Source organism: Rhizobium sp. PEPV16 (assembly GCF_008919455.1).
GTDB classification, from domain to species: domain Bacteria; phylum Pseudomonadota; class Alphaproteobacteria; order Rhizobiales; family Rhizobiaceae; genus Rhizobium; species Rhizobium leguminosarum_Q.
Map to the genome: position 1 here is coordinate 48,489 of NZ_VSZV01000345.1, position 12,548 is coordinate 61,036.

Sequence of the window (12,548 nt, forward strand, 5' to 3'; positions counted from 1 at the left end):
TGATGCCCTCGGCCTTCTCACGAACACGTTTTTCGGAGGGCTTTTCAAAACGCTCCCGAAGTCGGGCTTCCCGGAATACGCCCTCGCGCTGCAACTTCTTTTTCAAAAAACGGAGCGCTTGCTCAACGTTGTTGTCACGTACCAGAACCTGCATTCTAAAACTCCGAGGATCGCTAACGCGCCTCATTAGATCCACGCGCATTGATGATCAAGCCTTGGAAGACCGATTGCCTAAATTCTCTGTCGTCACTGTTTCATGGGCACGATCGCGAATGGGGCTAGAGGTAAGCTCTTGCCAGCGATGTAAGGGTCGGAAGTTCTACCGTCGCACATGAAACTATCGTGGTTCGCAGCTAAAAGATGACTGAAAACCTCTCCAATAGGACTGAATTGCCCGCGTCAAATCGAACGCGATGATTTACCAGTTTCCCATTTTGCGGCCTGTTGCGAGGCGGCCTGATGATCGCCACGATTGCTCGAAGGGCAGCCGCAGCATTGCCCAATTTGACCGGATTAGGAAATTATAGCCAGGCCGCGTGGCAGCTTGCCGGTTCGATGAAAACCGCCATATAACGCGCGATGACGTTTGATTCGAAAATTTTTGTCGGCCTGAAGCCCACGAGCAAAAAATCAGCTCCGGTCCGCGAGCCTTACCAGTCGAAATGCCAGTGGGACGGTTGCGAAAGCGGCGGCACCAATCGTGCGCCCGTTGGGCGAGATGCGGAGGGTTTGTACCTGGTGTTCTGCCCGCAACATGCGAGAGAATACAATAAGGGATACAATTTCGCGAGCAATCTGTCCGATCCGGTCACCGCCCGCTATCAGAATGACGCAGCAAGCGGCGCCCGTAAGACGTGGGGGACCCGCGTTGATCATGCGACAGAGATGCCGCTTCCTTCGACCGTCCGCTCAGGCACAGCAAAAGCCCTTAACGCGCGCAAGAGTGCTGCACAACATCAAGCAACGAAAGCTGATCTCCAGCGACGTAAGCTCAAGGTATTGGAAGCGAAAGCCTTCGAAACACTCGGCCTTTCGCAGGACGCGACGCCTGAGGAGATCAGACGCCGTTATAAGCAGATGCTCAAGCTGCATCATCCAGACGCCAACCGAGGAGATCGAAACTCAGAAGATGAACTCCAAGCGGCGATCGACGCCTATAAAATCCTCAAGTTGAACGGGTTTCTGCTAAATCGGAGACACAGTCTCTGCGGGTCAACAGATAACACGCTGCCGTGAAAAATTTGTGGAGTGCGCGGCGCGCGTCTCAAGTATTGTCTAAAACCCCAGCGGCCGCGGTCCTTCGTATCCTTGACGCGTCGAAATCCGTGTCGTTCTCGAGAGCCGTCACTTCGGCCACAGTCAGACCAGTGGTTTCTGCAACGTCATCTAGCGAATAGCCGCGAGCCGCGCGAGCTTCCGCAAGCAAGCCGCCGACGGACAGAGCAACAGGGATTTCACAATCTTCGAGACCATGTTCATGTCGCTAAAGCTCCTTTTGGCGGCTGGAAAACGTACCAAACAGCTTCGCTGCACGTCGTACAAGTCCTCGTCATTGGCCCGCCAGACGTCGATAACCGCATCCTTGATGGGTTGCCCCGCCGTATGGTGTGGAAGGCCCGCTGGGCGGCCTGATCATGCGAGCATCAGTTGAGGAAGAGACGGCTCACGCCGCCGCCTCCTCGTCGAGTTCCGGCTGCAAGGAATGCAGGTAGTCGACGGCGCGCTGCGCATGTGCTGCCGCCGAGAAGATGGCGCGCTTGTCGTTGCCCAGAACCTTCAGCCAGCCATCGAGATAGCGTGCGTGGTCGGGTCGTGGTTCGAGCTCTGGGACGATGCCGAGATCAGCGCAGAGAAATGAGCTGCCGAGTTCGGCGATGAGCTCTTCCCGAGCGCGTTCGCTTCTGTCCTTTGCGTAGCGGCTGAGATCGCGATCCAGCCGACGCGGTGCGGCGGTCCAGTGCGTCATCTCGTGGCTGAGGACGGCGACATAGGAAGCATCGTCCCTGAAGGCATCCAGGCAGGGCATCTGGATGTAATCACGCTGAGCGGCATAATAGGCAGCCGTTCCTCCGTGCCGGATCAGCGCGCCGGTATTGGCAAAGAAGCGACCGGCATCGCCGATGCGGCTCATCGGATCCTGGACAGGTGCAATGTCAGAAAAGCGCCCATTCAGACCGGCGATCTGGTCGGTGTTGAACACCGTGTAGGTCTTGAGGAATGGAATGTCCTGTTCGATCTCGGTGCCTGTCTCGGTCGTCTCGGTGCGAATGAAAGAACTGGCGAAGACAACGGTTGTGCCGGTTTCGCCCTTGCGGACGGCGCCGCCGAGTTCGATTGCCTGGCGAAACGTCATCCACCTCGATGAGGCAAAGCCACGGGCGATGGCTTCGGACCAGAGGAGCAGCACGTTGATCCCGGTGTAGGGTTGGCCGTTGTGGCGCAGTGGCCGGCTGACCTCACTTGCCGCATGTCCCGTCGTCCAGGGTTTGGTCCATGGCCGCACACCCTGTTCGAGATCGGCGATGATCCTGGCGGTGATGCGGCTGTAGATATCGGATCGTTGATTGGATTGTTGCCTGCTCATGTCTGAACCTCCGTTTCGAGGTCGCGGCTATCGCGACCTGCTACGGCGGTCCGAAAGCCAGGCTGCAAGCGCTGCCTGCACCCGCAGGGCCCGCAACGCAGTGGAGGACGGCAAAGCCGTTGCGGGCGGCGCGAGCCTGGCAGGACCAAAAGCCGGGGCAGGACGCGATGGCCGCAATCGTAGTGGGAGGTTTTGACGGAGGCAGACGTGGTAAATCCGCGAGGCGTATCACGGCGCTGACTTCGCAGATGAACCGCAGCGAAGATGGCTTACCGGCCCGGCCTGACGATCGCCATTGCCTCGGCAGGATGTTGGCAGCCAGCCCCGGTGGATTGGCATGTAAGAACTGTACGCGTGCGTTGTTCAGGTATTCCGAAACTTAGCAGCTCGCCATTAATACACAGCAGACCTAAGCCCGGCACCTTCATGGTCGCCCTCGGCCTCGTTCTTGCCTGCCAGTCTCGGGCCCGGGTGCCTCCGGCATTTGGTTTGCCTACAAGGGCAACGACTTCACCGAAACGGACCTCGGTTGGTAAACGTCCAGCGCTTCGACGTCATCTCAAACCTTCCGACGCCGCGGAGAAGGCCACGACTTGTCCGGCTCAGCAGCGCACGCCTCCCAGAGACGCCTTATGCTAGAAGGCACTAACTCTCCGCCGGTTGGAGTTCGGCTCCCGGCGGCGTTGGTGCGCCAGCCCGGTGTTTCAACTCTGAGTTCCAACGCGCCAAATACGTCCCCCAGGGGGATACCGTTGCGAAGCTACTGTGCAGTAAAAAACGTCAGCAGGACTTTTCCTTTGTCGCCGAGCAAGCATACGAACCTGTCCGGCTTTCCGGTCTTTTCCTTCCGGGCGATATAGGCTTCTCCGAGGATCACGGTCTTTATCGCCACGTCCTCGACCTTGGTGTCGGCTTTGCTGATGGCAAGGCTTTCCATGTCCATGACGAGATCGGTGATATCCGGAGAACGCTCACGGAGGGCGAGCAGCCCGGTATTCTTGCAGGCATTGACAGCGGGGTCCTCCACCGCCTGCGCGGACGCGTTTTCTGTTAGAAGACCGATAAGGACCGCTGCTGCCGCAATTGCTACGAGCTTCATGGGAATCTCTTTCGTAAAAAAGCCCGCGACCAGCGCGGGCTTAAGGGGAAACTCAAATGCTGAAAGGCGCTAGGCCTTATCGACAACCTTCTTCACGGTATCTTTGGCGTCGCCCTTGGCAACCTGGGCCTTTCCATTGGCTTCCTGAACGGCGCCCTTGGCCTGCTCCTCATGATTATCGACCGCTTTGCCCGCTGCCTGCCGTGCCTTGCCGGCGACTTCATTCGTCTTTCCCTTAATGTTGTCTGCAGTACTTCCCATGATATTCTCCTCTAATTCGCGCTACCAAACGTTCCGACGCCGCTATTCGTTCCACGCGCCAACACCGCGCTTCGGACGGAGGGTCATCGACGTCAGACCTGGCGGACGAGCAATCGGGATATGACACCCGTTTGCGATCGACCGAGCAAGTTCGAGCGCCAGGAATTCTGCTCGCTACAAGGGCCTCGAGGATAACCTGTGGGCGTGGAATCGATGTGATCACCCTGGTTCTGACGAACCTGGTACTGAGCGTGGAAACCCGTGCGGCCAGACCGACAAGTTCGAAAAAGTGCTGATGTGGCCCGTCCTTGACCGCGATGAACAAGGCAACCTTGTCAGAAAAGCTGGCCATGTCCGTGGTGCTGGAAAGCGGCGGCGAGATACGCCCTGGCGATGACGTCGAACGTCTCGAGGCGCCTCATCGAAAACTTGAGGTGGTCGAACACACATACACTAGTTCCCGTGGGCCCTCACGGACAACCAAGTATGGTGGGAGATTTACCGCTAGACGTCTGCATTGTCGTTGAAAGGCAATCCGCGCGTCCTCCAGGCATCGCGCAGGTTGTCCTCTAGATCCTCCACGCTGAACTCGTCGAAGTTCGCCCAAAGCTGAACAGCCAGCGTCTTTAGATCGAATGTCGTCTCCGGATCGGCTTCGGCCGCTTCGGCAAGCCTGCTGATCTCCTGGCGGAGTTCATCGTTCTCATTCATGGTGAGTCCTCATCGGTTGGGTGCATACATTCTCGAAGGCGGCCTCTAGTCGAACTGCTCGCCGTGACCGATCTGCTCCTTCTGCGGAACCGGGATCGACCACCCCCGGCAAGCTGTTCCGCTCGGTTGACGCGTCACCCAATCGGAAGTCAGGCGGCCTGTACTTTGCAGGTCGTGCGCGTCCATTCGGGGAGCCAGCCGCCGTGGGTGGCAAGCAGGTCGTCCAGTGCGCGATCGACACCAGTCCACGCGGATCAGCAGCACGCCGCGCGATGGAAGAGATGCTTCCAATTATTTCTTTCGCTTAGAAGCCGCCCAACCGCACGCCGCGCCAACCGCTATGCCGATCGCAATTCCAATTGGGACGCTGTCGAGAATCGTTGCACCGAATGCCGCCCCCAGACCGACACCTACCCCGATCCCGAAAACAGTTGCTCGCGCGGTCACTGGCCGCCCTCTCTCAACGTCGGCGACGCCGGCGGTCGTGGCTCAACTTCTCCTGGCGTGAAAAAAGTGAGATACGCCACAGCAAGAATGATCGCGATGACGAAGATAGTCAGGACCAGTTTGATCATGCCATTCGCGGCTTTTTGTCCTGTGTTGCTCATGCCGATTACAACATCGAGTTAGCACGGAAGTTCCAGGCACTCGCCATCGAGCGCAGTTCGCCCTCGACGCATCGATGTTCACCCTGGGGCTTAGTGCCGCTGCTCGGGCGATAGGTGTCGTTCCTGGGCGTCAGGGTGAAGGCTGGGCCAAAACTTGAACTTAACTGGATGCTCCAATCGCTCCCAGGTCTCGGGTGGCGGCCGGTTAAGCCGTTAGTAGCTGGGGACGACGGCGGCGGCGGGCGAAGCAGAAGCAACCCCGACGAGCGGGTGCTTCTAGACTTCATCAAGCGTCTCTCTGACCGGATAATAGCTCGGGCCGCCGAGTTTCTGTAGACTGGCAACATAGATGTGGGTGCTGCTAGGCAATGCCGGGGACAACATGTTCAGGGTTTATCAAGATGCCGATCAGACCCTCAATACAGGCTTCAATATTCGCACGATGGTTGTCTCTGGCGACGATGCCGAGTTTTTCGGCTTCGCTCATTGAGCCAAGTATATGCACCAACCGCGAGATGCGCATGGTCACACCTCCTGACGAGCTGAAACGGCGGGCCGTTCGTCGCCCACGACGAGAACGAACTGAACCTTGTGGTCGACAACATGGCGCCACGACAGCTCGGGATACCTCGTGGCCATTGCCTCGGTGAGGGCGTTGGCGTGAAAGCGGGCTAGTTCCGCTCGAGTTGCCTCGGCATAGAAATCATTCCAGTTGAAAGTATTTGCGACCGCTGGAACTGCTGCTGCTGGGATGGCGGCCGTGATAGCACCGAGAAGAGTGCGTCTGCTGATATTTGGCAAGCCTTCACCAGCAGCACCCACATCTATGTCTGCGTGCTGGGGAAAGATGCCTCTCCGAGTTATTATCCCGTCAGAGAGACGATCGATGATGTCGTTAAGCAGCTAACCGGCTAATTGCCGAACGGCGGGAACTTCACTACTTCATTGATGTTGTAGTCGCATGAGCAACACAGAGAAAGAAGCCACGAAAGGCATGATCAAATTCGTGCTGACTATCTTCGTTGTCGCGATGATCATAGCGCTGGCGTATTTGGCCTTCTTCACGCCCGGGCAGGCGTAAGCTGACCCCATTCGACCGTGACAGTATAGCGAAGCTGATGCGGGAGCTTTGATTATGACCAAGGATCACTCAAAACGACTTTTAACCTCTGAGGAAGAGGCTGAAATCCAAAAGATGATCGCTTCGCAACTAAAAGGAGAGCCCGATGCCAACGTACGCCGTTCATTTTAGACAATCATTGGAACATGTCGGCTTTCTGACAATCGAAGACGAACGTTCTCTGAACGAGCTGGCAAACACACTCCAGAGTGTAGGCTATATTCTAACCGAGGATCACACGTCGTTGGCGGGCCGTCCTTCGAGATCCAAGCCGTCAGTCATATTCCTCGGTGACGTGAGCCGCATACACCCGCTTTAACTCTGCGAGAGGAGCATGCTCTGATGGTTATCAAAGTCCAGGAAATGCCCGAGCATCAGCCGGGTAGAGGATATTCCAAGGACGACTGGGATGCCGTTTTCGACAACCCACCCATGTCCAGGGAAGAAATGGAAGCAGCAAGGCCGTTCAAAGAAGCCTTCTCAGATCTCGCCGAAAAGATAGAAAGAGCCATAGCAGCTCGAGGCAGGCCGAAGCTTGATAAGCCCAAGAACCCCTGAACATTGGGGAGATGATATTGCTCGCCGCCGACGACGAACCACACGTCTTCTGAGCCGAAGCCACCGCCAGGTTCGATCGGAGAACCTTCATCAACCAATGCTAAGCGCAGGAAGCCGATGGTCTCGTTCCTGATAGGGAGGGCTTTCAGGTCTGGGCGGTTGCCACCTTGAGAAGTTGCCGGCAAACGGTTGGTCATGGCCAGAACATCCATATCAGCGCGAGTACAACGCAGATGCACATAACCAGCAGCGCGCCGCGCTCGATCTTCCCGCTCATAACAGCCACCATCCTGGTAAAGATGCCAGACCGAACGTCAGTGCCACCAGAGCGAGATAGACGCACCAGGCGAGAGCGTTGCGAACAAGACGAGGCAGGCCAGCCAGACGGCTTTGCAGAAGATGTGCAAGGCTAGCGCCTGGGCGAAAGTCGTCCTCCCCCTCACCTTCGCCTCGTCGATCGTAGTGTGTGCCAGCCATTCGAGCAGACCTAGCCACATATTACCCGTGACCACTGCGACGCCGGCGCCTTGAATGCCGGAGTGGGCGGTCAGGTGATAAACGCGCAGCGGGCCTGATTGTTTGCCCACGACGCGCGGCCTTACCGGATGGTCTTCCGTTTCTATCGCCGGCTTCTGCGTCAGCAATCATGATTCTGGAATTCTTCTTGAGGGCTTTTTGAAGCGGTGCGTTTGCAGCCGCTCCCCCGACTTGCGGAGGTAAAGGGCGGCAACGACGGCGACGCCGCTGGTCACTTGCGCGTCGCCGCGAACGAACGAGCCAAACAGGATCGGTCCATCGCGGACAACATTCCGACCCGCGCCGTCTCGACAGCCACCCATCGCAATGGGTTCGTTGGTGCGAATTTTCGATCGATCTGACGGATCGCGGGACCTTCGTCATCCGCCAATCGGACCCTCATGACAGCTCGTTTTCAACAGCAGGGATTGCTGGGACCCAGGGTGTCGGATAAAACTTCGCTTGAGACGCGAGCTTTGGGGCCACATCAGTGTCTGACGCCTATCTCCGACAAATCCTCGTGAGGCTCCGAGCTGACACCGGACCCAGTTCGCCGGCCAAATCTTGACCCTGAGCAGCAACTGGCGCCCGGTTTTTGGTGACACTATGCTCCGGCACCTTGAGTCAGGAGGGGAGCGTCTTGACGCCGGATGCGTCGCCGATAACGGCAACCTCTGGCTAAACGAGGACGGAAGCTACACGCTTTCTGAAAAGACGAAGCCGGTCACGCGCTTTCTGCTTGAACTCATATCAAGGCTGCAAGCGGTGGCCACCGTGCCAATGATCGACTTGCGAGCCTACGCGGAGAAACTCGAGTAGGCATTGCGGTGCCGAAGCTAGCGTTCGCACTCTGCAGGCCGGACTCTATCGTATTTTTTTCGAAAACGGCATGACCAGAAGAGTCGCAATCGGGACCCTGGAGTTGATGGAAACCGACCAAAGGGACCATCGTGGCAAACTCTCGATTGTTTCCCGAAGCTATCGGATCATGCCCTAATCCAGATTAAGGATCGTGATGACCCCCTCCCCTGGAATCCGCAACGACTGCTCAGTGATCTGATATTTCGGAGCGGCCCAATTGTCGAACCAGGCGTCAGCGTCAATCTTCCGCGGGAACGCTTGATCGATCGCATTCGCGTTGTGGAGGAGATCAAAAGCGAAGCTTTCGGAATGGAGATCGGCCTTCGGGAACCAGTAGCCTGCAATTCCACGCGCCCACCCGTTCCATGACTGATCATGATGGCGGTCGGGTAGACGTAGCTGTCGATCATTTGGATAAGGGTTGCAGTCTGGCTTGTGTTGAACGCCGTCGACACCGCCTTCAAGGCTTCCAGGTCGAGCCGGCGATGCTGCCGGCATTCCGTCTTGAAAAGCGACCATGGCATGAGCAGGCTGGCGGCATACTGGTCCGCTGCCCGCTCGACCTCGTTACCCTTGGAGAACTTCCCGATATCGGTGCTTCGACAGGCCACGGTCTCGCCGCGATGCATCGCCCAATGCCCAAGCTCGTGAGCGATCGAAAAACGTTCTCGCTGCGGCGTGACTCCGGGGACGACCGAGATGATCCCCTTGTTGCCCTTCCCCGTGATCATTGCCTCGCAGCATTTGAGGCAACGTCTCTTAACCCGTAGGCCGACGTAGTACGAAATAGCCTCGACGTCGATGTCACGGGGTTCTTCTATAGGCTGGTGAGACGCTTCTGACCATCAAGAACGAATGAGACGGTCTCGCCCTCCTTGGTTTCGGGCAGAGGCGTGTTTCCCAAGTCCCGGACACTGCGCAGGCGGTCCTTCGTCCACCAGAAAATGAATGTTCCAACAGGATATCCTTTGATAATACTGTCGAGCAACGCGGCGGACTTCTGGATCGTCCACACGAAATCACGCTGGAATTGTGCGATCTTGACCTGTCCACGCTCGATGTCGGTAAGAAGATTGAGTAGTTCGAGTGCGTTGGACTCGGCAGCATCATAAGATATTCCCCCAGATAAAGATCAGATTCAGTCGTTCTGATTCGACTTATCATCCCTGGATTGCACATATACCCGGAGGTTTCGAGGGGCGTTGCCCTGGGGCCGCGCTTTCGGGTGCGCCGAAACCACGCCACGCCGCGTTTCCGCCATTCGGCTTCAATCGCTAATGCGAAGAGCGGCGACTGGTGGACCTTTTCGCAGATGATGCACCGCTGACGTTATAGGGCCACCGAACCGACAGCGCTATAATGTCGCAAAGGCGACCGATCAGAAGCAACTGTTGGTCTTCCGGCGGAAATCTGAGCACTGCGCTTGAACGGTCGCCTTGAAACGTTCAACCTGCGGCCGACTATCAATGACGCATCATCGATCCATTTACGATTTGTGGTTTAAGGCAAGCAGTGTAGAATCGGGCTAAGAGCCTGAATTTCTCAAGATCCATTTTCAAGCCGTCCCGCGATCATTGCTCTCCATGATGAAATCATCCCTTAACCATATGCCCCTTCGGAAACAGCGAGAACTTGGCCGGGTCCTCGAAATCCTCCATGAGGAATTCGAGGATGCGCTGAAAGAAGGCACGGCCGATTTCAAGAAGCTTGGCAGAATCCTGAAGATTATCCTGTTTGGCTCGTACGCCAAGGGTGGATGGGTCGACGAACCCTTTACCATGAAGGGGTATCGCTCCGATTTCGATCTGCTGATCATCGTCAACAATCGCAAGCTCTGCGAGTTCGCAGAATACTGGTACAAGGCGGCTGACCGCTTGATCCGGGACAAGTCGATCGAGACGCCGGTGAGCTTTATCGTACACTCGAGGCGGGAGGTGAATACCTACCTCAAGGAGGGGCAGTATTTCTTCTCTGACATCAGAAAAGAAGGCATCGTTCTTTACGAATTGGATGATGAATCTCTTCCCGAGCCTAGCCCACTCTCACCGGCAGATCGGCTGCGGGTGGCAAGCAAGCATTTCGCGGAGCGCTATCCAACCGCAGACGGATTTCTTGATACTTCGCAGTATGCGCTTAGCCGTGGCCGCGGCAAGGAAGCAGCCTTTCAGATGCATCAGTCGCTCGAGCAGGCCTACTCCTGTGTGCTGCTGACGGTCACCAACTACGGCCCGCCATCCCACAACATCAAGTTCTTGCGCTCGCTTGCCGAAGAGCAGGACCAACGACTAGTCGAGGCCTTTCCCCGCGATCAGCACAGAGAACGCGCCTGGTTCAACACCTTGAACGAGGCATACGTTAAAGCGCGGTATTCCGAGCATTTCGAGATCACCGACGAAGCCCTCATTTGGCTCGGGGAACGAACCGCCACTTTGCTTGAGTTGGTCAAAATCGTATGCTTCGAGCATTTGAAGAAGCTTGAGCGGGATAATGTATAGGCTCGCCTTTTTGGCTACTGTCCCAGGGCGACCAGATGCAGAAAGCGTCTGCGGCCGGCGGCCGTAATGGGAAGCTATCGCCGTGGGCTCTACGGAGCACTTACTGCGGAGCGGGCCGGAGAAGTTCTTTGGATCCGACAGATGATGGTTGTGCAAAGTTTCAATTGACCGTTTCCGATGGCGAGGCGACACTCGCAACCTGCAGCGAGGCTGGAGGAAAAGCGATGGACGACACAGACCGCTGGCGCGACATGGCAAGCGCACCGAGAGACGGTAGCCGCATCCTCGTAACGATCCGCCCGTCCGAACAGGGTCCGGCGGAGGTTGACCTCGCCTATTGGTCGAATGGCGATCAGTTCGCTGGAGAAGGCTGGCGCGCCTCCGATTCCTCGCCCGGGCACATCATCGAATATGCCGAGCCGGAATTGAAGTGCTGGATGCGGATGCCCTCGGCCAGTCGCACCTCGATGCCCTCCCCCTGGGAAGGCGACGATGAGCAGGAACTCTACGGGTCGGGGATTTAAGCGATTGCGCGCAGGACCATTGTTCCTGTCTCAGCGAACCGGTCCAGATTGCCGTCGGCGCGACGAAGTCGCCTGATCAAATTGAGGTTCAACCGGATAGCTTTTGTTTTTATGCATGTCGTTGGCCCGGAACCGCTGCACGCTTCCGGGCGACATGCATTAAGCACCTACGCAGCGCGCACCCTGTCTCGGCCGCTTAACTTGGCAGCATAGAGTGCCTGATCGGCGCGGCGATAAAGGTCCGACACGCTGTCCGACGGGGCACAGGCGGCGATGCCGGCGGAACAGGTGTAGCTGAAGTCGGGAGAGTCAGGCAGAGGCCGGGAGAAGCGGATCACCGTCAGCATCCGCTCCACCATGGCAATGGCGTCTTCCGGACCGGTTGCCGGCATCACGAGAACGAATTCCTCTCCACCGACCCGCCCAAAACAATCGTTGCGGCGGACACTCTGATGGATGCGATGCGCAAAGTCGCGCAGGACCAGATCGCCGGCGTGGTGACCGAGCCGATCGTTGATCTGTTTGAAATTGTCGATGTCGAAGACGGCAAGGCAACCGTCGCTTCCATCCTTGGCGGCCGCCAGCATGTCGTCGACGCGCGCCATGGCAAAGCGGCGGTTGGCGACGCCCGTGAGTTCGTCGGTATAAGACGCCTTGATCGCCTGATCGCGATCTTGCCGGACGATCCTGCCATGCGCCCGCAAACCGGTGATGTCGCTCGCAATGCACAACATCCAGCCGTTCGTCTGGACCGCCTCGGTCATCCAGAACCATCGGCCATCGTGCAGATCGGTCTCGAAAGCGCGATAGCCGATCTTGCCGCGGCGCGACTGCGTCGAGCGCAGCCACTCGTCGAATTTGCTCGTCTGAATGACCGTGCCTCGCGCGAGCTCGAAATTTCGCCGCATCAGATCCGGCCACAGTGGCGTTTCATCGGGCTCGATGAAATAGACCGAACGAAAAGCGTCGTTGGCGTATTGCAGCCTGTCATGGCTGTCGTAGACCGCGATTAGAGTTTCGGTGTGTTCGGAAAGGTGCAGAAGCTGTTCGAATATCTCGTCCATACCGAACCCTGTCTGGTTGCCTTGGCATGACATGGCGCGGAAACCTTATGAGAAAAGAGCCAGTCCGCAAGCAAAGGCGCCTCAAGTGATTACGCAAACGTCAACGAGCGGCGTTTTTCAATCGTGATTGGACATCGGCTTCGACCT

General features: G+C 57.3%; 15 protein-coding genes and 1 pseudogene. 3 read left to right on the top strand and 13 right to left on the bottom strand.

Annotated elements, in window-relative coordinates; translation table 11 throughout:
* Positions 1–154: 30S ribosomal protein S21 (gene rpsU, locus FY112_RS28125; protein WP_151519828.1), on the bottom strand; the 154-nt coding region annotated here is incomplete at its 3' end.
* 425 nt (positions 155–579) lie between these two features.
* Between rpsU and FY112_RS28130 the strand changes: the two genes are divergently transcribed.
* Positions 580–1,236, top strand: a complete 657-nt coding sequence (locus FY112_RS28130) for a J domain-containing protein (protein WP_151519800.1) — start codon at positions 580–582, stop codon at positions 1,234–1,236.
* A gap of 28 nt (positions 1,237–1,264) precedes the next feature.
* Here FY112_RS28130 and FY112_RS28135 read toward each other — a convergent pair.
* The 11 genes and pseudogenes from FY112_RS28135 to FY112_RS28180 all read right to left on the bottom strand — a co-directional run bounded on the left by FY112_RS28135 (position 1,265) and on the right by FY112_RS28180 (position 9,435).
* A pseudogene (locus FY112_RS28135) lies at positions 1,265–1,479 on the bottom strand (helix-turn-helix domain-containing protein).
* A gap of 184 nt (positions 1,480–1,663) precedes the next feature.
* Positions 1,664–2,584, bottom strand: coding sequence for a zincin-like metallopeptidase domain-containing protein (locus FY112_RS28140; protein WP_151519801.1), 921 nt, complete (start codon positions 2,582–2,584; stop codon positions 1,664–1,666).
* 760 nt (positions 2,585–3,344) lie between these two features.
* Positions 3,345–3,683: a hypothetical protein gene (locus FY112_RS28145; protein WP_017957925.1), complete on the bottom strand. Its 339-nt coding sequence runs from the start codon at positions 3,681–3,683 to the stop codon at positions 3,345–3,347.
* Between the two features lie 69 nt (positions 3,684–3,752).
* The gene (locus FY112_RS28150; protein WP_151519802.1) at positions 3,753–3,944 is read right to left on the bottom strand and encodes a CsbD family protein; all 192 of its coding nucleotides are present in this window, start codon (positions 3,942–3,944) and stop codon (positions 3,753–3,755) included.
* 504 nt (positions 3,945–4,448) lie between these two features.
* A complete protein-coding gene (locus tag FY112_RS28155) occupies positions 4,449–4,655 on the bottom strand; it encodes a hypothetical protein (RefSeq protein ID WP_151519803.1) in 207 nt (68 codons plus the stop codon).
* Between the two features lie 443 nt (positions 4,656–5,098).
* Positions 5,099–5,263 carry a hypothetical protein gene (locus FY112_RS36965; RefSeq protein WP_017957921.1) on the bottom strand — a complete coding sequence of 55 codons (165 nt, stop codon included), beginning with the start codon at positions 5,261–5,263 and terminating at the stop codon, positions 5,099–5,101.
* Between the two features lie 361 nt (positions 5,264–5,624).
* Positions 5,625–5,786 (bottom strand): hypothetical protein, encoded by a 162-nt coding sequence (locus FY112_RS36970; protein WP_168289712.1) that lies wholly within the window; start codon positions 5,784–5,786, stop codon positions 5,625–5,627.
* A gap of 971 nt (positions 5,787–6,757) precedes the next feature.
* Positions 6,758–7,138: a hypothetical protein gene (locus tag FY112_RS36975; protein ID WP_168289734.1), complete on the bottom strand. Its 381-nt coding sequence runs from the start codon at positions 7,136–7,138 to the stop codon at positions 6,758–6,760.
* Between the two features lie 117 nt (positions 7,139–7,255).
* Positions 7,256–7,585 (bottom strand): hypothetical protein, encoded by a 330-nt coding sequence (locus FY112_RS38115; RefSeq protein WP_246700764.1) that lies wholly within the window; start codon positions 7,583–7,585, stop codon positions 7,256–7,258.
* An 858-nt stretch (positions 7,586–8,443) separates the two neighbouring features.
* Complete coding sequence (locus tag FY112_RS28175) at positions 8,444–9,049, bottom strand: ImmA/IrrE family metallo-endopeptidase (RefSeq protein WP_151519806.1); 606 nt, start codon at positions 9,047–9,049, stop codon at positions 8,444–8,446.
* An 86-nt stretch (positions 9,050–9,135) separates the two neighbouring features.
* Complete coding sequence (locus FY112_RS28180) at positions 9,136–9,435, bottom strand: DUF262 domain-containing protein (protein ID WP_151519830.1); 300 nt, start codon at positions 9,433–9,435, stop codon at positions 9,136–9,138.
* Positions 9,436–9,901: 466 nt separating this feature from the next.
* Between FY112_RS28180 and FY112_RS28185 the strand changes: the two genes are divergently transcribed.
* Together FY112_RS28185 and FY112_RS28190 are read left to right on the top strand one after the other, a co-directional pair.
* Positions 9,902–10,813 (top strand): nucleotidyltransferase and HEPN domain-containing protein, encoded by a 912-nt coding sequence (locus tag FY112_RS28185; protein WP_312887887.1) that lies wholly within the window; start codon positions 9,902–9,904, stop codon positions 10,811–10,813.
* A gap of 224 nt (positions 10,814–11,037) precedes the next feature.
* Positions 11,038–11,337 (top strand): hypothetical protein, encoded by a 300-nt coding sequence (locus tag FY112_RS28190; protein ID WP_151519807.1) that lies wholly within the window; start codon positions 11,038–11,040, stop codon positions 11,335–11,337.
* Positions 11,338–11,504: 167 nt separating this feature from the next.
* Here the strand turns inward: FY112_RS28190 and FY112_RS28195 are convergent, their stop codons facing one another.
* Entirely contained in the window at positions 11,505–12,401 is an 897-nt protein-coding gene (locus FY112_RS28195; protein WP_151519808.1) for a GGDEF domain-containing protein, read from the bottom strand.
* Positions 12,402–12,548 lie beyond the last annotated feature (147 nt).

Coding starts and splice junctions, on each gene's coding strand:
- FY112_RS28150 (WP_151519802.1), bottom strand. CDS start 3,944: ATGGGAAGTACTGCAGACAACATTAAGGGAAAGACGAATGAAGTCGCC.
- FY112_RS28140 (WP_151519801.1), bottom strand. CDS start 2,584: ATGAGCAGGCAACAATCCAATCAACGATCCGATATCTACAGCCGCATC.
- FY112_RS28190 (WP_151519807.1), top strand. CDS start 11,038: ATGGACGACACAGACCGCTGGCGCGACATGGCAAGCGCACCGAGAGAC.
- FY112_RS28195 (WP_151519808.1), bottom strand. CDS start 12,401: ATGGACGAGATATTCGAACAGCTTCTGCACCTTTCCGAACACACCGAA.
- FY112_RS36965 (WP_017957921.1), bottom strand. CDS start 5,263: ATGAGCAACACAGGACAAAAAGCCGCGAATGGCATGATCAAACTGGTC.
- FY112_RS36970 (WP_168289712.1), bottom strand. CDS start 5,786: ATGCGCATCTCGCGGTTGGTGCATATACTTGGCTCAATGAGCGAAGCC.
- FY112_RS28130 (WP_151519800.1), top strand. CDS start 580: ATGACGTTTGATTCGAAAATTTTTGTCGGCCTGAAGCCCACGAGCAAA.
- FY112_RS28185 (WP_312887887.1), top strand. CDS start 9,902: ATGATGAAATCATCCCTTAACCATATGCCCCTTCGGAAACAGCGAGAA.
- FY112_RS28145 (WP_017957925.1), bottom strand. CDS start 3,683: ATGAAGCTCGTAGCAATTGCGGCAGCAGCGGTCCTTATCGGTCTTCTA.
- FY112_RS36975 (WP_168289734.1), bottom strand. CDS start 7,138: ATGACCAACCGTTTGCCGGCAACTTCTCAAGGTGGCAACCGCCCAGAC.
- FY112_RS28155 (WP_151519803.1), bottom strand. CDS start 4,655: ATGAATGAGAACGATGAACTCCGCCAGGAGATCAGCAGGCTTGCCGAA.
- FY112_RS28175 (WP_151519806.1), bottom strand. CDS start 9,049: ATGATCACGGGGAAGGGCAACAAGGGGATCATCTCGGTCGTCCCCGGA.